The sequence below is a fragment of the Paenibacillus daejeonensis DSM 15491 genome (assembly GCF_000378385.1).
In the GTDB taxonomy this organism is placed as follows: Bacteria; Bacillota; Bacilli; order Paenibacillales; family Paenibacillaceae; genus Paenibacillus_D; species Paenibacillus_D daejeonensis.
Window position 1 is genome coordinate 76,608 of the sequence record NZ_KB899663.1, and the last position, 25,009, is coordinate 101,616.

Below are 25,009 nucleotides of genomic sequence, written 5' to 3' on the forward strand. Positions count from 1 at the left end.
CCTCCTCTAGCGATCCCCATGGCTTACTCCACTCCATAGGCTTCCGCCAGCACCTGGCCGTTTGGCCCGTCTACATCGGAAACGACCATGATTTTTACTTTTTTGGTTGCGCCGATCCGGATGGCCTCATCTTGAACCGGAGCACCGGCCGTTACTTTTTTGATCATGGTAGAACTAGGCGTCGTGGCGCCCTGGCCCTCATAGACCTGGAAAACAATATAGTAATCGTCTCTGTAAGTTGGCGCCGCCTCTACTGCATCGACCGCATACGAGTAGGTAGCCATGCCGTTTGCCGTCTGCTTGTTCACTTTCAGTTCAAAAGGCAGCCTCGGCTGTGGCTCGACATAGCCTTCGTTCAGCTGATATACCGCTACAGTGCCGCTCACCTCGTGGGCAGCCAGCAGGAGCGGGTAGCCGGTCGGACTGTGTTCTGGCTTAATAAATTTGAGCCCCTCCGGCGAGACATCGCCCCGAACTGCTGCACTGAAATCTCTCGTATTAATGTAGTCATAGAACTTGGCATCTGCCGGGCTCGTGATGTCGTACATCATGACACCGCCGATACGCTCCAGACCGACTGCAGCATAGATCTTGCCGTCCACCTCGATGACCTTCACATCCTCCGGCTCCGGTCCTTTCTTGGAGCTGCGGTTCTTCAGCGTCACATTGCTGTTGGAGGCATTGAAGTGATTCGGGAACAGCTCGGCTGTAATCCGTTCGAAGTCACTGCCGCTGTCGAATACCAACTCCATGGTCTCGGCATCGAAGATCGAGAAGGAGCGTCCACCGAGAATGTACGTTGCCTCCGAATTCAGGCCGTCATGCGCCTCGCTGATCAAGGCATCAAAATTGTTGCCGTCGATCGTCGCTGTGCGGAGATTGGTGTAGTCGCCCCATTCTCTGGCATCGCCTTCGTTAGGCGTCAGGATATACGTCTTGCCTGCAATTTCGGCTACTGCGAGTCCATCTGGCATATGCACGCCATATACCGGATGATTCTTGATATCGATCGTGTTGCCGCGGAACAGATCCAGTTCATTGCCTGGCTGGCTATGGTCCTTGAAGCCGAGGCCTTTGACGCTTGTAAACTCGCCTTTTTCGATATCCAGGGTGGCAATGGCATTGGCTTCTTGCAAGGAAATATAAGCGGTCTTGCTGTTCGAGGCTACCGCTACATATTCCGGTTCAAGATCAACCGAAGGGGCCGCACCTTTCTTCAGGATGACCTGAGAAGCTACAAGCTCGGCGCGCTTGGAGTCACTATCGAACGCATCAAATGTAACAATCCTCGCAGTGGCCTGTTCTAGACCGCCGGACAGATCGATCATCGAAACCGAGCCTTTTGGATCAACAATACCTTCCCCATAGCCCTTGCGCGGCTCGCCTTCGTCCGCTGTCAGAACATAACGTCCATCAGGTGTGAAGGTGACCATGTCAGGCTGAACGCCAACACGGATATGCTTCACCAAGTTGCCATTGTAGTCGAGGAAGAGAACAGCTCCACTCTTGGTATAGTCGGCTTCCTGAACCGAAGCGGCAATCAGCTTGTGCTCGGTGTTGATATCAATGCTCGTAATATCAGCCAGCGCAAAGTCTTCCAGCAGTACATCCATTTCTTTCATTTCAATCCGCTTATCGAGTGTCATCGTGTTGCCAGGCTTGTTCTGCAGATCCGACAGACTGACAATATCAATCGACTGGGTGGCCCCATTGACGAGATACATCTTGCGGTTATCCGGATTGTAAGCCACGATTTCAGCAATGCCGCCATCTTCGCTAGTCATGCCAGTGGAATAGCTGCCCAGGTGGGAGAAGCCGCCTTGCTTCTCGGCAATGATCAGGCGGCGCTCGGCGTCGATGGTGCTGAATGCTTCGGCTGTCAGCTCGCGAATGTGTTTGATTAGCGCCTCATCCAGCGAGTTGAACTCGTTGATCAACGCTGGAGCTTGAAGTACGGTATATCCGTCGCCGCCAGCACCCATGAAATCATTGGTGGCTACGACATAAGATTTGTTCATATCGATAGACTCGCCGCCGACTTGGATATCGATGACGCGTCCTTTTTCGACAGGCGTGCTGCCTGCCATGCCAGCCACCTTCTCCACGGTCACTTGCATGCCACCGAAATGAGGGAAGGAGCCTGCACCGAACGTCATGCCTTGCTCGATGGCCGCTTTAATCTGCGCACCGGTCAAGGACTTGGTGATAATAAAGTTGCCAAAAGGCAGAACGTTAATAATATCTCCGTTGCTGATGTCTCCGGCAGCAATCGATTCACGAATACCGCCGCCGTTGGTCATGGCAATGTCCGCACCGGTCTCGGCAATCATCGAATCGGTGATCAAGCGACCGAGGTTGGTCTCACCGCTACGAACGTTGTTACGCGCTCCGTCAAGGGCAATTGGGCTATTGCCCACGATGACATCCAAAATCGCCGATTGGCGTTCAATAATGGCTTCATACTCCGCTTTTACAGCCGCGTCTTGAGGATATTCTGCCAGTGGCAGATCGGCAGCAGCTTTGCTTACTGCATTCACTGCTGTTACTTCTCCTGCTTCCTTGTTGTAACCGATCGTTACGACACCGACATTTTTGAAATGCTCACCAGTGCTGGCGATAGGTACGCCGTTGACCTTTGTACCCGTTGGATAGTTACTGTGGCTGTGGCCATCCACGATCAGATCGAGTCCGCCAACTTGCCTTGCAATATCCGTACTCTTGATCGTACTCGTCTCATCGTCGCCGAGATGTGTCAGCGCAATGATAATGTCTGCGCCTGCAGTTTCCAGTTCAGCCACCGCTTCTTGAGCAGCCTCGACCACTTGCTCGTCTGTGCCAAAGTCAACGCCGACCACGTTGTTGGGGTTGGTCTTGTACGCCGTCTCAGGAGTTGTCAGACCGAACAGGCCGATCTTCACACCATCAATCTCTTTCATTTGCGTGTTTGTGTCAAACAGGGGATTACCGTCTTTCTTAGTATTGGCCGACAGCAGAGGCACGCCGGACAGGGTCTCCAGTTCCTTCAGTCTAATTACACCGTAGTTGAAATCATGGTTGCCTGGAGAAAGGGCGTCGAAGCCAACGGCCTTCAGTAGCTCGGCAATTCCTTGTCCGCGCTCAATCGAGGCGAAGGATTGGCCATGGAACGTGTCGCCGGCATCCAGAACGAGCTTGCCGTCTGCATTTTCGCTTTCCACATCAATAAAGGTTTTAAACTGAGCGTAGCCAACCTGTGCATGATTAGCCGGCGGGGAGGTGGCATAATTCGCACGCGAATGAACATCATTAATGTGGAACACTTTAATGATGGTATCGTCTTCTCCCGGCTCTTCGCCGCCAACAGGCGCAAGACCCCAAGCGCCGTCTGCGATACTGCGCGGGCGGTATTGGTCGATAAAGGCCACCAATGCAGCTTCAGAAGTAAATTGACTAGCTTGAAAACGGAGGTTCTCAAAATCGACTAAGTTGTCATCCGAATCCTTAAAATCCACACGACGCACGGATTGCTGCTTGGAAATTGAAGCAATCGCTTCACCTTCAAGGGCTGTTTCACCTACAACGACCTGATCCATAATCGTATCGCCGTTCGAAAGACGAAGGCTGTACTGGCTATTGTCGATATAGCGCCCGGACCATTCCTGATCAAACTGCCCAATCGAGTAGACCTGAAGGCTTGTCGTCTCTGCAGCTCCCCCAATGAGATAGGAACTGTAGCCTGGGAGGGTTCCGCTCAGATCGAGACTTACCCACTGTCCGTTGGTATTCCCCAGATGAGAACCGCCACGATTCGAAGCATAATCTACCCGCCAACCCGTCAAATCCACTTCGTCCGATGAAGGATTGTACAATTCAATAAAGTTGTGTGTGAACGGTGTGTCACTCTTGCCGCCGCCGCCAAATACTTGATGAATAAGGAGAGAATCATTTCCCGGCGCAGCTTGTACCGCTTGTTGGCCAGTCAAGCCAAGCATCAGCGGCATAATGAGTGCAAACGTCAATACGACAGACATCATTCTTGTCAGTCTCTGCTTCAACCTTCTTTTCATACCAGTTCTCCTTTATACTTGTCTTTTTTTGCTATGTTTCTTGAGTCAGGGCTTCTTCTGTAATTTGGCGGATATTGATGGAGCCGCGTGCCCCTTCATGAACAAGATCGGGGAGAATCTTTTCCAAGAAATACGAGACACAATGCAAACGAATGTTTTTGATTTTCACCAGCGCCTGACGGTACATGATGACAAACTCTTTCTCCGTGTTGCCTCGTTGCAATTCTGCAAATGCCTCATACACCTGATCCATCTTGTCGGCCACCTCCAGAATGAGGCCTTCGAGTGAGCCGTCCTTGCCTTCTCGTAGCTGTCTGCGGAAGATCGCTTGCAGCTCCTCCGGAATGTTTTCCTCAATGAAATGCTCGACCATACCTTCTTCCACCTGCTGGAGGAGGGAGCGGAGCTCTGTGCTGTAGTGCTTAACGGGCGTCTTGATGTCACCGATAAAAATTTCGCCGTAATCGTGGCTGCTCGTAATCTCGTACAGCTTCTTCCAATCCACGATCGCGCCATGCTGCTCCTCGATGTCCGCCAACGTTTTGGCATACTGAACGACCTTCCAGGAATGTGCGGAGACGCTGTGCTCCTCGAATTTGAATTTGCCGGGGCAGCGAATAATTCTCTCCAAGTCATTTAATGATCTGAAGTACGTATGCAGTCCCATAGGATGTACCTTCCTTGTCTATGACATATCATGAAATTCATTGCATGACATGGCTTCATCATACCTTCACACTGTTTGCGGGGAATCAACCGAACGTTAAGGGGATGTAAGGCGCGGACAGGATTGTTAACAGGCTGTAGCAAAAGGGGAGTTTTCCTTGTCATTCTGCAGGCATTAGCCGATAATTGTTACTAATGGGGAAGAAGTGACAGAGAGTAGGGGGGAATTGGAGTGACCGAAGAAAGCAGCCATACGTATGGCATCAGTAAATTTGCATCAACCTCGGACGGAAGAAAGCTTCATTATATGGTGAAAGGCTCAGGGGAGCCGACCGTCGTATTCGAATCAGGCATGGGCGCATCGCGCTCCAATTGGGGACTTGTGCAGCCGGCCATCGCCGAACGCGTGCGTACAGTCGTCTATGATCGGGCCGGATTTGGCAAAAGCGATCCTGACCCCGCCCCGCGCACATTGGCGCGGATCGCAGCGGATCTTGGCGAGCTGTTGACTGCACTGGGGCCGGGCCCCTTCATCCTGGTCGGACACAGCTGGGGAGGACCGATTGTGCGGACGGCTGCGGCAGCGGATCGATCGCGAATCCAGGGGCTGGTGCTGGTCGATCCATCAGATGAGCATTGCGACATGTATTTCAACCGCTCGACCCGCGTGTACTTCCGCATGTCACGGCCGCTCTATCCGCTGCTGGCACGCACGGGACTGTATAGAAAGATGGGCAGTGGGCCCGGAAACGTGCAGCCCGCCGATGTGGTAGCGGATCATCAAGCCGAGGATTTCACAGTCCAGGCTGCCCGCACCGCAGCTGCGGAGCTGACGACGTTCATCAACGATCTGGAGCGGCTCCGCACGGAGCGGCCAGACCTGGGCAGCCTGCCACTGACGATCATCTCCGGAGGATTGACGACCGGTCCGGAGCGCAAGATTCGCCCAGCCGTGATGGCGGCCCATCAGCAATCGGTAGCTGCTTACGGTGGCCGTTTAGTGGAGGCGCCGCAGTCGGGCCATATGGTGAATTTTGACGAGCCGGAGCTTATTGTAGAAGAAATCATCCGCATGCTGGAATAGGAACAAAACAATAGCAGCCATCCTCCTCTGGGGGATGGCTGCTATTGTACAAGTTGCCCACATAGGATAGACAGCCTCGAGGCTGAGAGCTCTCAATTCCACTCTAAGTCTTCAATTATTTGGGAGTAGATGGTACCATGGGTATAGACATAAACGGAAGGGGAGGAATAAATGAACATCCGAATTGTTGCGATGCTTTTGCTGGGTTTGCTGGTCATCGCAGGCTGCCAGGGCAACGATGAAGATGCGGTTGAGCAGGAAACGGTGGAAGGTTTCAGTAGCAATGAGTATACGCTGGTGGATGGATATTACGAACCAGATGGATACAAGCAAGTGAATTCCATTACGTACATCAAGGATAATCGGCATGAGACCGTTGCGGTGATTGTTGCCATTGAAGATTATTACGACGCGGATCACAATTATATAAGAAGTCATTTTGTTGACCTGCAAACGCAAAAGTCCAAATTAACCTATGCCGAGAGCACTCGGAATCATAGTCAGGATATTGAGGGCCCGCTTACGATTCATATTCCGGAACAGGACACGGAGTTTCGTCCGCGGTACCTGACTGAGGAGCAGCTAGCAGAAATCCGGGCTCACATTCTGCAGGTGCGTGAAGAAAATTCGTAATATTTATTATAGAAGATAAAGTGGGGGAAACGATGAACGACTATCAAACGGTAATCCGTACAGCGAAAGCACTAGCCTGCGAAATTATCCGCCCGGCCGGCGAACTGGCCAAATCCAGCTTCGACCGGGTGGCGCAGGTTCAGATGAAGGGTGAACACGGCGATCTGGTAACGGAGGTCGATACGCTGGCGGAGGAGCTCATCCTGCCTCGTATTCGCGAGGTGTTCCCGGATCACCAGATCCGCAGTGAGGAAGCGGGCATCAGCGGCGAGGCGGGCGATTGGCTCTGGATGATTGATCCGCTCGATGGGACGAATAATTTTGCTATTGGACTTAGTATATTCGCGGTTTCCATTACGCTGATGTACCGACGGGAGCCGGTGCTGGGTGTTGTCTATGAGCCGATGACGGACAGGTTGTTCGTGTCAGTACGTGGTGAGGGAGCCACCTGCAATGGACACCGCATGGCCGTGAAGCCGGTACCCAACTTGGTCAAAGGGACCGTCGGCTGGATTCAGGGGCATGTCGTGCAGCGGGATGTCCGCGCAACCCAGCTCAGGCATTACATTGACGGAACCTACAAGCGAATGCTTCGCTTATGGGCGCCTACAGTGCTCTGGTGCCTGCTGGCCAAGGGTGACATTCAGGGCATTGTGCTGTACAACTCGGAGGGCGACGATTTGTACTCGGGTCTGCTTATGGTAAGAGAAGCCGGGGGTGTGGTGATCGATTTTGACGGCCGGCCGGTAATCGGCATGTGCGAGGAGCCCTATCTGATCGCTTGTCATCCAGATCATCAGGAGCAGCTGCTGGAGACGGTAAGAAGCGGACTTCGTCTCTCGTAACTCTCCGTCTGCAAACGTACGAGACTAACGGTTCAGATGCCGATTCCGAAATTCCCCAGGCGTCATGCCCTCGGATGCCATGAATTTTTTGTTGAAATAGCTAAGTCCCGGATAGCCTGAGTTAATAGCCACTTCCTTAATGGGGATGACGGGCTGTTGAACAAGCAGGTGCTTGCTCAGCTGGATTCTGCATTTGGTCATGTAGGATACCGGCGTCATGCGGGTGACTTTCTTGAACAGGCTACAAAAGTAATTTGGCGTATAGCCAGCTTGCTCTGCCCATGCTTCCAGTACAAAAGGGAGGTGGGCTTTTTTCTGCATAAGGGGCAGCAACGCCAAGATCTTGTCACTGCTATTGACGCTGCGATAATGGGAATATGGGATCGCATGACTGACAAATTCGATCAGCACCCCATAGGAGAGCGCAGAGATTCGAGAAGGCCGCAAAAAGTTGTGCGCTTCAATTTCATCGAGCAACTCATCAAAAGTCAACTGCAGCAGCTCGCTATCATTCATCGTCCAGATCGAGGACTGATGAAATCCATTCTCGGATAGGAAGGTGGGCAGCGTACTCCCATACATTTGCATCCAGTATACATTCCAAGGGTTGTCATCCGAGCTGTAATAGCGCATAGGGGAGTGAGGCACATGCCAAAAGGCGTCCCCGGCCCGCAGCTGATACGTATCCCCATTTAACTCCAGAATGCCCGAACCTTCCGCGACATAATGCAAGCTGTAATCCCGCACCCCACCCAGCCGGGTGACATTGTGGCCTTTTTTGAAAGGCCGATTGTAATTGCCTGCAGAATGGGGGAAACACGAAAAGCGAAATTCGGAGAAATTCGGCAAATAAAACTCTCGACTCACACGCATAACATTCGCTCCAAATCATGATGTAGTAGAGGCTGCATTTACAGTATAGGCCAATTTGGAATCGGAATAAAGTTGTATAGAGGGCATTTAACGGTAGATTAGATCAAGATAAGATGACTTTTCACAAAGGATTTATCGTAAAATAATGTTATGTTTCGTAATTACGTTGCAGGGTTTTCACGCTATAATGAAAGGCAATGGGCACGTGGCAAGTCGCTCGTATACCAACCAAATGGAGGGTTCAATTACATATGAGTATTCGATTCAGCAAACCTGCAGTCTATTGGACGGAAGCGCTTCCCGTAGGGAATGGCAAGTTGGGTGCGATGGTGTTCGGCGGTGTCGAGAGCGAGCGCATTCAGCTTAACGAAGATACGTTGTGGTCAGGGGGGCCAAGAGATTGGAATAATCCAGAAGCCAAGGAAACGCTGCCTAAGATAAGAGAGGCTCTGGCCAAAGAAGATTACGCGGCAGCGGATGCGCTTGGCAAGCAGATGATGGGGACGTATACACAATCTTATCTGCCCCTGGCGGATCTGCAGCTGACGATGGAGCATGGCAATAAGTATAGCGGTTACAAGAGAAGCTTGGAGCTAACAGACGGACTGGCTAAGGTGACTTATCGCGTGGGAGACACGGTCTATACACGGGAGATTCTGGCCTCGCATCCACACCAGGTGATCGCCATCCGGTTGGAGGCGAGCAAGCCAGGTCAACTTAACTTTCGCGCGCGAATGACGAGTCTGCTCCGCTATAGAAGTACAGTGGAGGCCAATGTGTATGCCATTGATGGCATTGCACCCGAGCAGGTATGGCCCAGCTACTGTGACAAGGAAGAGCCTGTTCAATATGGACACCCTGAGCAAACAGACGCGCTGCGTTTTCATGCACGGCTGACGATTCAGCAGGAGGGAGGCGTGGTAGAGCAGCTATCGGACAGCCTGCATGTTCATGGTGCAACCTCTGCCGTGTTGTATATTAGCGCCGCAACAACCTTCGATCCCGAGACCGGGACAAGCCGTGTGGAGCGTGACCCTGCAGCCATTGCAGCCCAGACGGCAGCAGCTGCGATCGGGGAGACCTTCGAGGCGTTGAAGGCTGCTCATATTACGGATCACCAATCCTTGTACAACCGAGTCAAGCTAGACCTGGGCACAAGCTTGGCCCCGGCCGAGATGGATACGGATGAGCGAATCGCCGAGTATGGCAGCAAGGATCCCGGGTTGGTGGCGCTGCTCTTCAACTACGGCCGGTATCTGCTTATTGCCTCTTCGCGGCCCGGTTCCCAGCCGGCCAATTTGCAAGGCATCTGGAATGAAGAGACGCGCGCGCCATGGAGCAGTAATTATACACTCAATATTAATGCGCAAATGAACTACTGGCCAGCGGAGAGCTGTAATATGCCTGAGCTGCACGAGCCGATGCTCGCCTTCATTGAACGACTGGCGGTGAATGGACGCCGTACAGCAGAGATTAATTACGGTGCACGCGGTTGGGTCGCCCATCATAACTCTGATCTCTGGGCACAGACAGGGCCAGTAGGCGACTTTGGGGACGGCGATCCGGTGTGGGCCCTGTGGCAGATGGGGGCGGTATGGCTTACACAGCACATGTGGGAGCACTACCTGTACAGCGGCGACCGGGCATTTCTGGACGAGCGCGCCTACCCGATTATGAAGGATGCGGCCTTGTTCTGTCTTGATTGGCTCTATGAAGACAGCGAGGGACGACTGGTGACCGGGCCTTCGACTTCACCGGAGCACAAATTTATTTTTGGCGGATCGGCTCATGCGGTCGGTGTAGCAGCGACCATGGATTTGGCGCTGATTGCAGAGCTGTTCGACAACTGTATTGCTGCGGCAGGCATCACGGGTAGCGATGAGGCGTTTGCCCAAGAGCTGCAGGATGCCAAGGATAAGTTGTATCCGTTCCAGATCGGTCAACATGGGCAGCTTCAGGAATGGCACAAGGATTTTGAGGACGAGGATCAACATCACCGTCATGTCTCACATCTGATCGGCGTCTATCCCGGCCGTCTGTTCACAGCGGCATCCACGCCGGAGCTGTTCGAGGCTTCGCGCACGTCGCTGGAGCGCAGGGGTGATGAGGGCACAGGCTGGAGTCTCGGTTGGAAGGTTGGCCTATGGGCAAGGTTCGGGGACGGCAACCGGGCGGAGCGGCTCCTTGCGAATATGCTGCGGCTGGTCCGAAGCGATCAGAAAAACAATGAGCGGGGCGGCGTCTATGCGAATCTGTTCGATGCGCATCCACCATTCCAGATCGACGGCAATTTCGCAGCGACCGCCGGCATTGCAGAGATGCTGCTGCAGTCTCACCAAGGGTACCTGGACTTCCTGCCAGCGCTGCCGGACCAGTGGTCTGTCGGATCAGTCCGTGGTCTGCGGGCGAGAGGCGGTTACGAGGTGGAGCTGGCTTGGGAGAGTGGCCTGCTGAAGTCGGTCAGCTTATCCTCGCGTTACGACCAGACATGCAAGCTGGCGGGGGCCGCGAAACCTGCTGGTATCGTCAGCGGCACCGAACAGGTAGAGTGGAGCGTAGGAGCGGATGCATTAGTTAGTTTCGAGGTGAAGGCAGGACGCACGTATCAGCTTCAGTTTTAGGGGATAGACGGGGCGCGGGGGAAGTCAGCAGGTACTGACTTCCCCCGCGCCTTGTTTGGCTTGCTGGGTGTTTGGATGGAAGCTGCGCTGCTGGGCTGCTGCTCTGTGTAGCTCCTGAGGAAGCAGGCAGCCGGATGAGGCGCCAGGAGGCAGTTGGAGCAGGTGTGTGGGAGCGCCGCAGTCGGCTGTAAGGCAAAAAACTTTCGTTGGAGCGTGTGCGGGAGCGCCGCAGCCGGCTGTAAGGCAAGAAACTTTCGTTGGAGCGTGTGTGGGAGCGCCGCAACCGGCTGTAAGGCAAGAAACTTTCGTTGGAGTGTGTGTAGGCGCGTCGAAGTCGGCTGTAAGGCAAGAAACTTTCGTTGGAGCGTGTGCGGGAGCGCCGCAACCGGCTGTAAGGCAAGAAACTTTCGTTGGAGTGTGTGTGGGGCGCCTCCGTAGCCTCCAAGTACAGAAAGTTTAGTTGGAGGTTGCGGTGTGCGCAAAATTAAAGAAAATTTAGTTAGAGGCTGGCGGTGTGCGCAGAATGGTGGGTGTAAGTAAACAAAGTTTAGTTGGGGTTGGTGGTGTGCGCGGAATGGTGGGTGTAAGTAAAGAAAATTTAGTTAGAGGCTGGCAATAGCTTACCATAGCCGCCTCTAACTAATTATACTTTCCTAGGAGCCAAGTTGGAGCACCCGTGGGAGTGTCCGTATTTGTGTGCTTATAGCTGACTTGGGGCCTGTCCTGGCATGGACCGCCCCCTCAGCAATTGGCTGGCACGGACCACCGCTCAAGCGTTGGCTGGCATGGGGCATTTACGGCAGTATTCGTCGGACATCTCGTAATAGTAGCAGCAAGTTCGCCGTTGTGCGCCAGTGGCAGCAGCCAGATCTCCACACGAGGTGTCGGGCATGAAGCGGGCAAAAGGATTCTTGCGTTCGCCGAATAGCTCCGGAGCCGCATCCACCAGCACATACGCAGCGTCCTCGCGACTGTGCGGCGCTGCTGCTGCAGCTTCCGCCAACAGCGGTCCAATGCGAACGAACACATTCTCCCACAGGACGGTCTTGGATACCTGAGCGGCCTTGGCCAACGAGTGCAGCAGCGGTGTCAGATGCCCGTCGAACAACTCTCGCAATACATGCTCGCGCCACACCCGGCGACCTTCTGGACCGGGTTCCCATACCTGATATCCCGTGAGAGCCAGATCAGGAAAAGTCGTTCGACCAGGCTCCAGCGCCGGATCAGGCGTAATCAACACACATTGCTGCGGCGTAGGCAGCAATGCTTTGTTGAACTGGGTCATCGCGTACACCACAGGTGATGCGAGCAGATAGCCATAGCGTTTGGCCAGCATGGATGCGGCTACTCGGGGCGAAGGGGCGCCAATATAATCGGCCAGCCAGTCCAGGTACTCCGCGCAGCTCTGCGGGTCCAGCAGTTCGCTAACCGGAATGGAGCGGATCAGGGTCCGCTCCGGATCGCTCATGGCCAGGCCGAAATCCTCCGATAGCTCCCGCCATTCCTCTGGGGTTAGCGTTGCCTCGTGATTAAGCCTCATCCAGCAAAAGCTCCGCAATCTCATCGACAATCAGGTTAATGGCGATCGGACCGTAATAAGCGATCCACTGGGTGGTGTCAACAGTGTAGACTTGATCCTGCTGGACAGCTTTTAGCGACTTCCAAACCTCTGTATCCTGTACGCTGTCGACATCCTCTTGGAACATGGCGTTCGTCAGCAGGAAGTAATGGTCGGCATCCACATCCGGCAGCACTTCCAGGGAAATCTGGTATGAATCATCCTGATCATTCAGTAGAGGCGGTAAATTCAATCCCAGATCGTTATACAAAATCGCGCCTGTCCGGTGCTCTGGCGGGTGAATTCGAATGGCGCCATCGCGAGGACGGATCAGGGCAACCGTCTCGTCACCTAGCTTGGCTGCAAATTCTTCCTTCAACTGAGCCGTTTTTTGCTCGTAGGCAGTCAGCAAATCCTGAGCTTCCTGCTCCTTTTCAAGAATCTTACTCATCGTAACGAGCGTATCACGCCAGTCTTCATCGAAGTCCAGCATGAGGGTAGGTGCGATTTTGCTGAATTGATCATAGAACTGCTCCTGGAAGCCAGTACAGATAATCAGATCGGGATTCATCTCCAGGATCGCTTCCATATTGGGCTCATCGCGTGTGCCAAGAACCTTGACATCGGTCAGCTTGTCCATCAAATATTCAGGAAAATCGGTGTCTGAGCCAGCTGAGGTCACACTGCCGATTGGCTTCTCGTCGATAGCGATGAGCTGGTCGGCAAACTTGTTGTCCAGAACGACGATACGTTCCAGTTTTTGCTCCAGGGTGAAGTCGCCTCTCAGATCCTGAATGGTAAGCGGGTAATTGCCTTGTGCCGTCTGTGCGGCATTGTTGCTAGCATTGGCATTCGTGCCTTGGGTGGCGTTGTTTGCCGGTGCATTCGTGCCCGTTCCGTTGGCGGGGCCGGGTCCTGCGTTGGAGCACGCTCCAATAATCAACATCAAACTCAATAACAGACTGACAGCTAATGTCCCCTTTGTACGTCTAAGCAATGGTGTCTCTCCTCCACGTGTGTAATGATAATGATTTTCATCTTCATTTACACTATACGGAAGAACGCCTCTCGCTCCAATGGGGGAGGGCGACATCAAGGATGGACTTCTGCGACATCGCGCGCGATACTGCATCGGCGACATACCTGTGTACTTCTTGAATGCCCGGCTGAAATAGTAGCTATCCGTATAACCCACAGCTTCGGCCACTTCCCGAATGGGAGCTCCGGTTGAGTATAGTAGCGTTTGGGCCTGGCGCATGCGGATCTGGTTGACGTACTCCATGGGGCTGGTCCGGAGACTGGCTTTGAACTGGCGTTGAAGCTGCCGGGTTCCGTATTGCAGCTGGGAAGCTAACTCGCTCAAGGTAAGTGGCTCTGCATAATGTTCTTCAATGAAGAGCATAGCCGCTCGGACAGGGTCAGGCTGTAGCATCGCTGCCGAATCACCAGCTTCGTGTAATTGATTAAGCAGCTCATAGATCCATTGATGAAACAGCGCACGCACGTGGAATCTCTCGAGTGGTGTGTTCTTGTGCCATTGCTGGTGCATCCGGTCCATCTTGATATATAACTGCAGGGGACGCAGGGGAGCCAGTCCATACTGGGCACGGAACGGGTTGTTCTCCCGCATCATGCGTTCAAGCTCGAGACGAGCAGGGCTCACAAGTGCAGCTTTGTAATATAAAAGATAATACACCGCCTGCTCGTGCGCCTCGGTGACGGCCAGTTCAGCCCCTTTGCCAGCATGACACACATAGCCTTCGGGAGCATCATAGGTGCGGCCGTCGATGATGACCTGCGCAGCGCCATCTGCAATAAGAACAAAGGTATTGGCAGGCAAGCGCGGTACATGCTCCATTTCTCCGGGCTCCAGCACAGAACGGCGGATATCGAGGACCCGGATGGCGCTGTGTTGCCATAGCGGCAGTTGATCCAATATGGTCAAGCTTCTCACCTTCCATTGCGAGATTGCTTTTTACCGCTGATTATATCAGCATTGCCTTCAGGTGAAAAGCTGGAGGACATTGGATGTCGAAATAGAACCAGAAAAGGTCGACTATTTTTAGTTACACGTATGATACAAGTATGATATAATGAGGAAACTTTTGGATAATACGGCACATCAATTTCTTTTATGAATTGAAATCGCTTACAAGCTAACTAGTGGCATTTACGTTAGTTAAATGTCAGATATAATGAAAATGTGTTATGAAAATAACCTTGACCATGTTAACTATCCTTTATATAATTAGATACAGGTACGATACAACTACCTAATTCGGGGAGGTTAAAAGATGAAACGATTTAGAATGGTTGTGCTCCTGCTGACCATCCTGTCACTTGCGATTGCTGGTTGCTCCAGTGAACCGGCAGCAGAGAGTGGGACAAACGGCACCGGAGAAGCCGGGGCAACCGGCGAGGCGACCACGCCTCCCGCAGACAGTCCTTACGCAGAGAAGCTGGATCTGAAGCTATTCCTCGGTGCACTGCCAGGCGCTGATAGTAATCTGCCGCCAGGTGACAAGGATTTCGTTAAGCAAGCAATAGAAGAGAATTTCAACGTATCCCTGAATGTGGAGTACATGCCAATGGGCGCGGATCGCACAAGCAAGCTGAATATGCTGCTGGCCTCGGGAGATACGCCAGACCTGTTTGTATCACTTGGCTCAGATGCGCAGAAGTATGTAGCAGATGGAATTGTCGCTAATGTTCAGGACCTAGTGACGCCTGAGAAAACGCCGAATTACTTTGGCTGGATCAAGGAGGAAGAGGTGGAACGCTTCCAGGTAGCCGAAGGGGTTCAGCGTCTGCCGTTGCCGTTCAGCCGCGAGATTTTCCGTTCCTACTATATCCGTCAGGATTGGTTGAACAACCTGGGACTGGAAGTGCCCACAACCTACGATGAAATGATCGAGGTCATGCGCCAATTTACGCATAGCGATCCTGACCAGAACGGACGAAATGATACGTACGGTTATACGACAATAGGCAACGGCAACTCGATTCCGCTCGATTTCCCGGCTTATATCAAGCATGGCCTGGTCGGCCCGACGATGATCGAGAATAACAAATTCGTTGACGTTCAATCGGATCTACGGGTGGAAGGCGTACTGGATGACGTCAAGGCGATGCTGGATGAAGGACTTGTGGACCCGGACTGGTTCCTGGCCAAAGGCTCGCAAGCCATCGACAAAGCTGCGCAAGGTCGGGCAGGCATTATTATGTCGGCGGAGCGGGGATTTGCCTTTGACAGCAATCCGGCCAGTATTCAGAACAAATCCAAGGCGGTCAATCCCAATGCAGACTGGGTGCCATTCCACCCATTTGCCGAGACGGGGGTATGGACCGCGAACCTGACAGACCAGGCCATTCTGTTCTCGCAGGCTGCTTATGACAAAACGCCGGAGAAAATCGAGCGTGCAGCCGCCATCCTCGACTGGCTGTGCAGTGAAGAGGGCTTCTTGCTCACCCACTATGGTGTCGAGGGCCGGGACTATACGCGTGATGGCAACACCATTACCCTGAATCCGGAAGCTTACCAGAAAAATATTATCGAGCAAGGAAACTTCCTGGCCATCTGGGGTTCTGTCGTACCACTGGAGCCCGCCGTCCTTGAATTGGAAGTCAACGATCCACTCATGACCGAGCGCGATCAGGCCATTGTTGATACGATCAAGAGCTACACCATTCTGCCGTCCATCGGCCGTAACGTATCACCGCCACAGGGCTTCAATATCGGAGACTTCCGTTCCAAAATGCGTGAGTTCCAAGTGAAGATCGTCTTTGACGAGCCAGACGCCTCCAATTGGCCAACCTACCGCGAAGAGCTCATGACCGAGTACCGTGGCCAGGAAATGCTGGATGTGTACGAGGAGCAAATCCGCGCGGTCGGATTACTGAACTAATCATCGCCAGGTGACAGCGGGCCGCTGGCTGCTGCTCTGTCGCGATAACTACCAAATAAATTAGGCTGTCCGAGAAGTGCTGAAGAGGTAAGGGTCGATTCTGGAAAAGTGAAACGTTCGCCTGAAAGCTTTTCGCAGAAAAGCAGCTTCGAAAGCATATGCTTCCCCGGATTTCCCCCATTACAGGGGTTACACATTCAAGAAATCTGGGGACAACAGCGATTGGAAGAATGACCCTGTACCTTGAAGTTTTATTATCGGCAAGCCTAATAACTCACATGCGAGGAGTGATGGGGCCATGACATGGAACCGATTGCTATGGAAATACCGCTGGTTTTATCTCATGATGCTGCCCGGCCTGCTGTACTACCTGATCTATCATTATCTCCCGATGGGAGGGCTCGTGATTGCCTTTAAGGACTACAGCTTAGGAAAGGGGATCTGGGGAAGCGAATGGGTCGGTTTGGCCAATTTCAAGGAAGTGTTTAACTCACCGGAATTCCCGCGGCTGATGCGCAATACATTGCTCATTAGTGTGTACCGGATTCTATTCAGCATGGTGCCGGATCTGCTATTTGCCCTGATACTCAACGAAGTGCGGGTCCGCTGGTTCAAAAAAATCGTGCAAACCGTCACATACGGACCGTACTTTTTGTCCTGGGTGATCGTATACGGCCTTGCCTTTGCCTTCTTATCACCTGACGCGGGGATCGTCAATTACTGGATCAGGGAAGCGGGCGGGCAGACGGTCAACTTCTTGGCCAGCTCGGAGTACTTCCGGCCGATGATTATTTTCACGGATGTGTGGAAGAGTACCGGCTACGGGGCTATCATCTACCTGGCGGCACTCTCGACGATCAATCCCGAGCTCTATGAGGCGGCCACAATGGACGGAGCCAACCGGTGGCAGAACATCTGGCATATTACCTTGCCGGGCGTGAAGGATGTATTCGTCCTTCTGCTCATTCTGCGCATCGGCCATATCATGGACGCTGGCTTTGATCAAATCTACATCTTCTTGAATTCCCGCGTGCAAGAGGTGGGAGATATTATCGATACCTGGGTGTTCCGGCGAGGGCTTGAGCAGCTGGAGTTCAGCATTGCAGCGGCCACCGGCCTGTTTAAATCCGTGATCGGTCTCGTCCTTGTACTTGGTGCCAACAAATTGGCCAAGAAAATGGGCGGCTCCGGCATCTGGTAGGGGGGAGACAACATGTCCGCACTTCATTTATACAACAAACCTTCGGACCGCATCGCGGATGCCGTTATCTACACGATTCTGGGTCTGTTTGGCCTGCTGACGCTGTTCCCGCTCTATTACGTCTTTGTGATGTCGGTGACGCCATACTCCGAAGTCATTGCCAATGGCGGCTTTGTCCTGCTGCCCAAAGCATTGACTCTGGAAGCGTATCGAACCCTATTCGATTCACCGGTTATTCCACAAGCGCTTCGTGTGACGATTATCGTTACGGTTCTAGGTACGGCTCTCAATCTGGCGGTGACCACGCTGCTCGCTTACCCGCTGTCCAAGACGTTTATTCCCGGCAGGAATTTCATTCTGATGGCGATTGTCTTCACGATGCTGTTCTCCGGTGGATTGATCCCGTTGTACCTTGTGGTTCAGGCGACGGGACTGCTCAATTCGATCTGGGCACTGATCATCCCCTCGCTGGTATCGAGTTTCAATATGCTTATTATGAAAACCTATTTTCAAAATCTGCCTCAGGAAGTGGAGGAAGCGGCACGGGTGGACGGCTGCGGCGAGGTGAGAACGCTGGTGTCTATCGTCCTGCCGCTGTCGATGCCGATTATGGCGACGCTGGGGTTGTTCTATGCGGTAGGTCATTGGAACAATTATTTCAGCGGCATTATGTATATCTCGGACCGGACACTCTATCCGATGCAGGTCGTGCTGCGCAACATGATTCAATCCCCGGCTGTCAGTCAGGATCTGATGATTCAGAACATGTCGGCCATCCAGCAGCTGCCGCCCGAGACGATCAAGATGGCTGCCGTCAGTGTAGCGATCCTGCCGATTCTGGTGGTTTACCCGTTCCTGCAGCGTTACTTCGTCAAGGGGATGATGATTGGAGCGATCAAGGGATAACAAAAAAAGCTGGCCTGATGTTCAGACCAGCTGCATAAGGATGGGGTGATATCTTAGTTCAGTCCCAGAATCTCCCGCAGCCGCGAAGCGGAAGTCTCGGCGGACTCGAGTCCGGCCCAGAACAGGTCCATCTGCTTGTCCAGCTCCTCCATGATCTCCGGGTCAGGGAGCAGCTCATGGAGAAATAGGCTGTGATCCAGCGTATTTCCAGTCAGTCCCAGTGAATGAAGGTCCTGCTGGCTCAGCAGCGCCTCGTTGACTGGGGGCAACACCGACAGGAAAGCGGAAGCTTCGCTTATGGCCTGCTGGGTCCGGGTGGACAGCGCAACCTTAAGGAATTGCGCAGCCAGGTCGGGACTCTCGCCATCCTTGGGGATCATAAAGGCATTGGCGATCAACAGCGAGGCTTCATCCGAGCCCAGCGGCAGCGGTGCCAGCCGGGGCTCAAACGGCAGGCCGTCACGTTTCCATCCTGCCAGCTCAATTGACGTAGTGAGCGTCATGCCGATTTTCTCCCGGATGAAGGCTTCCGAATTGAGCCAGGTCCGACTAGCCAATGCCGCGACTCGGTGACGATACACCAGATCGTGGAGGGAGGTGAGCGAGGCCAGCAGCGCTTCCGGCGCATCGTCTTGACGGAACCGGACACCGTGGCGCAGAGCCAGAGCCGGCCAGCGGCTAAGCGAGGTCTGCAGCGACAGACCGTAGGTATCCTTGATGCCGTCGTCGTCGGTGTCGCGCGTCATGGCGCGGGCGGCGTCCAGAAACTCCGGCATCGTCCATTCACTGTGTGGGAGCGGGATGCCAGAGCGCTCGAAGAGATGCGGATTGTAGACAAGATAGACAGGCGAGAAGGTGACCGGGGCGGCGATGGCCTGACCTCCGAAGCCTTGCGCCAGACGGGGATAGACGTGATTCAACGGCTCCTGCAGCAGCTGACCCAGTGGGACAAAATCATCGGTACTCTCTAACTGGAGCTCGTGGTATTGCCGTTCACTGACGAACAGCAAATCAGGTCGAAACCCCATTTCCTTGCTGGTCTCGAAGAGCGAGTAGAAGGATTGATTGGGCAATGATAGAATCGAAACCTCCACTTGCGGGTATAAGCGCGCAAATTCCTGCTGAATGATGGGCAGCCCGATCTCGGCAAAATAAGAGGGCGAAGTAGCGAGAATACGCAAGGTTCGGCGAGTCTGCTGCGGGAGATCCAGATCGGTGGAGACAATGGTCCCTTGACCGACGCGCTTCGTAATCAGACCTTCCTCCAGGAGCTGATCTAATGCCTTGCGGACGGAGGAACGGCTGAGTCCGTAATGACGGCAGAGTTCATTTTCGGACAACAGGAATTGTCCAGGTTGAATATATCCAGAGAGAATCTGATCGCGCAGTGCGCCTGCCAGCTTCATATAACGAAATTCTTGATCACGTTTCATCGTTAGCAACATCCAATCGGGCTAGATTAACCGAAACAATCGGCTATAAGTAGCATAGCGCGTTTAAAAAAACAATACAAGTATGATATCGGTATGGAATTCGAAGCAGGAAGGATGATGGATGTGCGAATGGCTCGCATTGGCTTGTTGGTGGATCAAAAAGCGGCGGCTCGCCGCTGGTCGTTTGGAGAAAATGTGTTTCAGGCCTACATCGGAGAGATTCTGTCGCATGCGGGAATCGGCTTTGAGCGGCTGAGCCATGCAGAGGAGATTGGTGCTAGTGGTTGTGACATCGTGCTGGCAGCACTCGCGGATGAGGGCAAGTCAGATGCGCTGCTGGATTATGTCCAAAAGGGCGGCGTCGTGGTCGCTTATGGTGGTCTGCATGGGCTCGCGCAGCAGCTTGGGTTTATCCGAGGAACGCCGCTGAGTGCGGGGTATGCGGTCGATGGTCGGCTAGGGGACAAGGGAGAGGGACTGCGTTATGAGCGGGCAGAGCCCTGGTATATTAATGACAGGTACGGTACAAGTCATGTTGTTTCTGTAGAAGAGTGCGGCACGATTGGCAAGGGGAACGATGAAGTAGAAGGTGTACTGCTGCACCGCATTGGTTACGGAGCGGGCCAGTTGGACCGGTGGGCAGTGGATATCCCGACAGTCGTCGTGCAGATGCAGCAAGGAACGCATCCCGTGCTGGAAGACGGCGTACCCGCGCCTGATGGCACAGGTCAGGTCAACGAAGGCATTCTGAAAGCGGACGACGCGATTGCATTCGATTGGAGCCAAGACCGTATAGCGACTGCTAGTGGACAAATGCTGTTCCCATTGCCACAGGCTGATTTGTGGCGTGAGCGTCTCATTTCCCATCTGATCGGCTTATCACTTGAGAAGGGGATGACGTTGCCTTTCCTGGGTTACTGGCCGGAGGGTGTCGACTATGTGGCTACAATCTCCCACGACAGCGATCACAACAAGGATGAGGATGCATTGGCGACGCTAGAGCTGCTGGCAGAGTGCGGCGTCCGTTCAACCTGGTGCATGATCGAGCCGGGCTATACGCCATCGGTTTATGAGCGCGTCAAGGCGGGCGGTCATGAACTGGCGTTCCATTACAATGCCCTGGAGATTCAAGGGGGGATCTGGAGCGAGGAAGAATTCCGCCGTCAGCATCAATGGTTGAAGGAAGCTGCGGGTATTCAAGGGGCAGTCTCCAACAAAAACCACTATACCCGCTACGAGGGCTGGGGTGAGTTATTCGCCTGGTGCGAACAGGAAGGCATCCAGGTTGACCAGACGCGTGGGCCGAGCAAGCCGGGCAATGTTGGTTTTCTGTTCGGCACCTGTCATCCTTATTATCCAGTGGCTTGGGCGGATGAGCGGAATAGGCTCTACGATGTGCTGGAGACGAGCTTCCTCACGCAGGATATGGAGCTGCCGAATTGGGCCGACAGCACGCTGGTCGAGCCTTGCCTGGATCAGGTGAAGCGGGTAGGCGGATTGGCGCACTTCTTGTTTCATCAGGTGCATATCGGCAGCAAGCCGGACGTACGGGAGTCGTTCCGTTATGTGGTTCGCGAGGCAGAGAAGCGGGGCTTTCAATTCTGGACGTCTGCGGAAATCAATCATTGGGTGCGGGCTCGGCGTCTTACCAAGATTGAGCGGATTGAGGATACCGGAGAAGTCGCAGTGTCGCAGGCTCAGCCGGGCACCGTGGTCTGGATTCCGGTACTTGCCGGCGAAGGCGGCGAAGTGGAAACTCGATTCGGTCATCCTTGCCGCAAGCAAGTGATGGGCTCCTGGCTCCAGCAAGCAGTTGTGAAGGAAGCGAGATAAGCAATGATTCCAAAGGAGGCAACCGGAATGAACAAGACAGCAGGCACGTCAGCCGACAAGCTGGCAATTACAGGTGGCCCGAAGGTCAAAACAACGCCATTTGGCACGGGCAAACGCTTCGGCATGGAGGAAGTCAAGGAGCTGGTGGAGGCGTTGGAGCAGGAGACCTTGTTCTACCACCTGGGCACTAAGGTGAAGACCTTCCTGGCTGACTTCAACAAAATGTACGGCGTTCCATACAGTGTAGCAGCTTCTTCTGGAACGGCTGCCATTCATATCGCCTTAGGTGCGGCGGGGGTCACGGCGGGCGATGAGGTTATCACCAGTCCGATTACGGATCAGGGCACACTGATTGGTATTCTTTATCAGAATGCGATTCCTGTCTTCGCCGATCTCGATCCGCATACCTATAATCTGCTGCCTGAGTCGATTGAAGCGCAAATTACGCCGCGGACCAAAGCGATCGTTGTGGTCCATCTGGCGGGTAATCCGTGCGATATGGACTTCATTATGGCGATTGCACGCAAGCATGGTCTGAAGGTCATCGAGGATTGTGCCCAGAGTTATCTGACGTACTACAAAGGTAATTTGGCAGGCACCATCGGCGACTACGGCTGCTTCAGCACCAATGACTTCAAGCATATTTCTACTGGTGATGGCGGCATGGTGACAGTGAATTCTGGCAAGGAAGAGGACTATCGCAACGTGCATGCCTTTGCCGACAAGAACTACCACCGTCTGGGCGGTGCAGTCAACCGGGGACTAAGCTATCTTGCGCCCAACTACCGGATGACAGAGCTGCAAGGGGCGGTTGGCATTGCCCAGCTCCGCAAGCTGGAGCGCATCTGCCAGCGCCGACATGAGAATGGCGAGCGGATCACCGCAGGTATCACAGGACTGCCTGGCGTAGTGCCGCATCAGATTACCGAGGGTGGGCATTGTTCTTACTGGTTCTATATGTTCCGCGTCGATGAATCGCAGCTGACCTGCACACGCGACGAGTTCTCGGCAGCATTGGCAGCCGAAGGCATTCCGAACAGTGCCGGCTATATCCCGACAACTGTCTACATGAGCGAGCTGTTCCAACACAAACAGGCCTACCTGGGAAGCCATTACCCGTTCGAGCTGTCGGATGCGGAGTATGGCGAAGGGCTGTGTCCCAATGCCGAGGAGATCCTACGCAAAGCCATCATCGTACGGGCTAACGAGTTTTTCACGGATGCAGATATCGAGGATATTATCGCAGCCATTGGCAAGGTCGCGGATGCGTATGCCAAAGATTGAGGAAGGCGGGGGCGGGATCGTTCGATTCGGCGTCATCGGGGCGGGACTGATCGCGGATTTCCACCTCCGGGCGCTTCAGGCAATCCCCGGTGCAGTGGTGGTGGCCGTCTCCAGCCGCCGCGAGTCGCGGGCCCGCGAGGTGGGCGAGCGGGAGGGTTGCCCGTGGACGACAGACTACGGCGAGCTGCTGGCCCGGCCGGACCTGGATGCCGTCTGTGTCACAACCAGCAGCGGCAGCCATTATGAGATTGGGATGGCGGTCCTGCGTGCAGGTAAACATCTGATCATGGAAAAGCCGCTGGCCATGACAGGCGCGCAGTGTGAGGGGCTGGTAGAGGAGGCGCGATCTCGAATGCTGCTGCTCTCAACCATCTCACAGCGCCGGTTCGAACCTCAGCATCAGGCCATCCAGGAGGTGATAGCCGCCGGCAAGCTGGGCCGCCTGTTATTGGCAGAGGCGGAATGCCCTTACTACCGCGATCAAGCGTATTATGACAGCGCGGACTGGCGCGGGACCATCGCTGAGGATGGAGGGGCCTTGATGAACCAGGGCATCCACTCTGTCGATCTGCTGCTATGGCTGGTGGGTTCCCCCGTGCACAGGGTATATGGGTGTGTGTCGACGATGACACACCAGATGGAAGCGGAGGACATAGGGCTGGCGTTCCTTCAGTTTCGTAGCGGCACGCTTGGCAGGATTATGGTCTCGACCAGCATTGTGCCGGGATTTGTACCGAAGCTGGCGTTGTACGGTGAATACGGCACGATAGTTGTAGAAGGCTCGACGATCACGCACTGGTCTGTACCGGATATGGAGAAGCCGGTGGCTAAGAAGCCAGACGGGACCGGCGGCGGGGTGAGTGACCCAGGTGCAATTTCGTGGGAGCCGCATCGCCTGCAGCTCATGGGCATTGTGGATGCCATTCGCGAAGGACGGCCGGCTGCCGTCACGGGCGAGGATGGCTGGCGCGCAGTCGCTCTGATCGAAGCCATCGTCCGGTCCTCGGATGAGGCAGCCGAAGTAGGTGTGGACGGGGAAGGAAGCTAATAGATGTAGGGGCATGACATGCTGGAGGCGATTATTCAGACGTTGTATGCTGGAGTGTCTGGCTATGGCTACTGTGGATAGACGCCTTAGCAGGGGCATGGTACCCTTGAGACAGGAAGGAGCAGGTGCGTTATGACGATGAAGATAGGTATGATCGGTCTGGACACCTCGCATGTCCAGATTTTTGCCGAGATTCTGCATGATCCGGAGCACCCGTATCATATTCCGGGCGCCCGCGTCACCGCAGCGTATCCGGGTGGCTCGCCAGACTTCCCGCTCAGCATAGGCCGGGTTGAGGGCTACACGAAGTTCCTGTCCGATGCGGGAGCCGAGATTGTGGAGAGTCCGGCAGAAGTGGCCAAGCGGGTAGATGCTGTCATGCTGGAGTCGGTAGATGGCCGGGTGCATCTGGAGCAGTTTCGTGAAATCGCTCCCTTGTGCAAGCTGGTGTTCATCGACAAGCCGTTCGCCGTCACGAGCCAGGATGCAGAGGCAATCGCAGCACTGGCGCAGACTCACGGTGTGACGCTGATGAGCAGTTCCTCTCTGCGCTACGCGCAAGGGCTGGAGGATCTGCTCGCTGTAGAGGGCGAAGGCGAGATTCAGGGAGTCGATTGCGCGGGACCGCTGACGCTGGAGTCGACGCAGCCCGGGTTGTTCTGGTACGGCATCCATTGCGTAGAGATGCTCTACCGGGTGCTGGGACCCGGCTGTGTGAGCGTGCAAGCAGCGACCACCGAGCTGCATGATGTCATCACAGGTGTGTGGCAGGATGGACGAATCGGTACGCTGCGCGGCAACCGAGCGGGCAACGGTCGTTTCGGTATCACGGTGCACCGTGAACAGCGCAGCCGCTTCGTGGATCTGATGGAGCACCCGAAGCCATACTACGCCAGCTTGCTGGAGCAGGTGATGACGATGTTCCGGACGGGCGAGTCCGGGGTGCCGGTCACAGAGACGGTGGAGATCGTCCGCTTCATGGAGGCAGCCAACCGCTCCCGGGACACCGGTGAGAGCATCCTTCTGGATGAGGTGCCTGCGGCACGTTGATTGAGAAATGGAGAAGGCCGCCC

The 25,009-nt window shown here is 54.3% G+C and carries 17 protein-coding genes; 11 read left to right on the top strand and 6 right to left on the bottom strand.

Annotation, left to right across the window (positions count from 1 at the left end; genetic code table 11):
- Positions 1 to 23 precede the first annotated feature (23 nt).
- Complete coding sequence (locus tag F556_RS36325; protein ID WP_020617909.1) at positions 24 to 4,046, bottom strand: choice-of-anchor I family protein; 4,023 nt, start codon at positions 4,044 to 4,046, stop codon at positions 24 to 26.
- Positions 4,047 to 4,077: 31 nt separating this feature from the next.
- Positions 4,078 to 4,713: a YfbR-like 5'-deoxynucleotidase gene (locus F556_RS0115595; protein ID WP_020617910.1), complete on the bottom strand. Its 636-nt coding sequence runs from the start codon at positions 4,711 to 4,713 to the stop codon at positions 4,078 to 4,080.
- Between the two features lie 231 nt (positions 4,714 to 4,944).
- Here F556_RS0115595 and F556_RS0115600 point away from each other — a divergent pair, with 231 nt between their 5' ends.
- From F556_RS0115600 to F556_RS0115610, 3 genes are all read left to right on the top strand, one after another.
- Entirely contained in the window at positions 4,945 to 5,796 is an 852-nt protein-coding gene (locus F556_RS0115600; protein ID WP_020617911.1) for an alpha/beta fold hydrolase, read from the top strand.
- A 171-nt stretch (positions 5,797 to 5,967) separates the two neighbouring features.
- A complete protein-coding gene (locus F556_RS0115605; RefSeq protein WP_020617912.1) occupies positions 5,968 to 6,429 on the top strand; it encodes a hypothetical protein in 462 nt (153 codons plus the stop codon).
- 32 nt (positions 6,430 to 6,461) lie between these two features.
- Positions 6,462 to 7,274 (top strand): inositol monophosphatase family protein, encoded by an 813-nt coding sequence (locus F556_RS0115610; RefSeq protein WP_020617913.1) that lies wholly within the window; start codon positions 6,462 to 6,464, stop codon positions 7,272 to 7,274.
- A gap of 24 nt (positions 7,275 to 7,298) precedes the next feature.
- On the opposite strand, the gene F556_RS0115615 is transcribed toward F556_RS0115610, so the two are convergent.
- Positions 7,299 to 8,147, bottom strand: coding sequence for a helix-turn-helix transcriptional regulator (locus F556_RS0115615; RefSeq protein WP_020617914.1), 849 nt, complete (start codon positions 8,145 to 8,147; stop codon positions 7,299 to 7,301).
- 251 nt (positions 8,148 to 8,398) lie between these two features.
- Here F556_RS0115615 and F556_RS0115620 point away from each other — a divergent pair, with 251 nt between their 5' ends.
- A complete protein-coding gene (locus tag F556_RS0115620; protein ID WP_020617915.1) occupies positions 8,399 to 10,768 on the top strand; it encodes a glycoside hydrolase family 95 protein in 2,370 nt (789 codons plus the stop codon).
- A gap of 769 nt (positions 10,769 to 11,537) precedes the next feature.
- Here the strand turns inward: F556_RS0115620 and F556_RS0115625 are convergent.
- Together F556_RS0115625 and F556_RS0115630 are read right to left on the bottom strand one after the other, a co-directional pair.
- A complete protein-coding gene (locus tag F556_RS0115625) occupies positions 11,538 to 12,308 on the bottom strand; it encodes an IucA/IucC family C-terminal-domain containing protein (RefSeq protein WP_020617916.1) in 771 nt (256 codons plus the stop codon).
- Complete coding sequence (locus F556_RS0115630) at positions 12,298 to 14,271, bottom strand: ABC transporter substrate-binding protein (protein ID WP_020617917.1); 1,974 nt, start codon at positions 14,269 to 14,271, stop codon at positions 12,298 to 12,300. Before F556_RS0115630 ends, F556_RS0115625 begins: the two co-directional genes overlap by 11 nt.
- Positions 14,272 to 14,620: 349 nt before the next feature.
- Here F556_RS0115630 and F556_RS0115635 point away from each other — a divergent pair, with 349 nt between their 5' ends.
- The 3 genes from F556_RS0115635 (at position 14,621) to F556_RS0115645 (ending at position 18,338) form a co-directional block, all read left to right on the top strand.
- Positions 14,621 to 16,231 (top strand): extracellular solute-binding protein, encoded by a 1,611-nt coding sequence (locus tag F556_RS0115635; protein ID WP_020617918.1) that lies wholly within the window; start codon positions 14,621 to 14,623, stop codon positions 16,229 to 16,231.
- Between the two features lie 298 nt (positions 16,232 to 16,529).
- Complete coding sequence (locus F556_RS0115640) at positions 16,530 to 17,432, top strand: ABC transporter permease (protein ID WP_020617919.1); 903 nt, start codon at positions 16,530 to 16,532, stop codon at positions 17,430 to 17,432.
- A 12-nt stretch (positions 17,433 to 17,444) separates the two neighbouring features.
- A complete protein-coding gene (locus F556_RS0115645; RefSeq protein WP_020617920.1) occupies positions 17,445 to 18,338 on the top strand; it encodes a carbohydrate ABC transporter permease in 894 nt (297 codons plus the stop codon).
- A 53-nt stretch (positions 18,339 to 18,391) separates the two neighbouring features.
- Here the strand turns inward: F556_RS0115645 and F556_RS0115650 are convergent, their stop codons facing one another.
- The gene (locus F556_RS0115650) at positions 18,392 to 19,771 is read right to left on the bottom strand and encodes an extracellular solute-binding protein (RefSeq protein ID WP_020617921.1); all 1,380 of its coding nucleotides are present in this window, start codon (positions 19,769 to 19,771) and stop codon (positions 18,392 to 18,394) included.
- Between the two features lie 93 nt (positions 19,772 to 19,864).
- Between F556_RS0115650 and F556_RS0115655 the strand changes: the two genes are divergently transcribed.
- The 4 genes from F556_RS0115655 to F556_RS0115670 all read left to right on the top strand — a co-directional run bounded on the left by F556_RS0115655 (position 19,865) and on the right by F556_RS0115670 (position 24,986).
- The gene (locus F556_RS0115655) at positions 19,865 to 21,604 is read left to right on the top strand and encodes a polysaccharide deacetylase family protein (protein ID WP_157272777.1); all 1,740 of its coding nucleotides are present in this window, start codon (positions 19,865 to 19,867) and stop codon (positions 21,602 to 21,604) included.
- A 27-nt stretch (positions 21,605 to 21,631) separates the two neighbouring features.
- Positions 21,632 to 22,888: a DegT/DnrJ/EryC1/StrS family aminotransferase gene (locus F556_RS0115660; RefSeq protein ID WP_020617923.1), complete on the top strand. Its 1,257-nt coding sequence runs from the start codon at positions 21,632 to 21,634 to the stop codon at positions 22,886 to 22,888.
- Positions 22,875 to 23,936: a Gfo/Idh/MocA family protein gene (locus F556_RS0115665; protein ID WP_020617924.1), complete on the top strand. Its 1,062-nt coding sequence runs from the start codon at positions 22,875 to 22,877 to the stop codon at positions 23,934 to 23,936. Before F556_RS0115660 ends, F556_RS0115665 begins: the two co-directional genes overlap by 14 nt.
- Positions 23,937 to 24,068: 132 nt before the next feature.
- Positions 24,069 to 24,986 carry a Gfo/Idh/MocA family protein gene (locus F556_RS0115670; RefSeq protein ID WP_020617925.1) on the top strand — a complete coding sequence of 306 codons (918 nt, stop codon included), beginning with the start codon at positions 24,069 to 24,071 and terminating at the stop codon, positions 24,984 to 24,986.
- Positions 24,987 to 25,009: the final 23 nt, after the last annotated feature.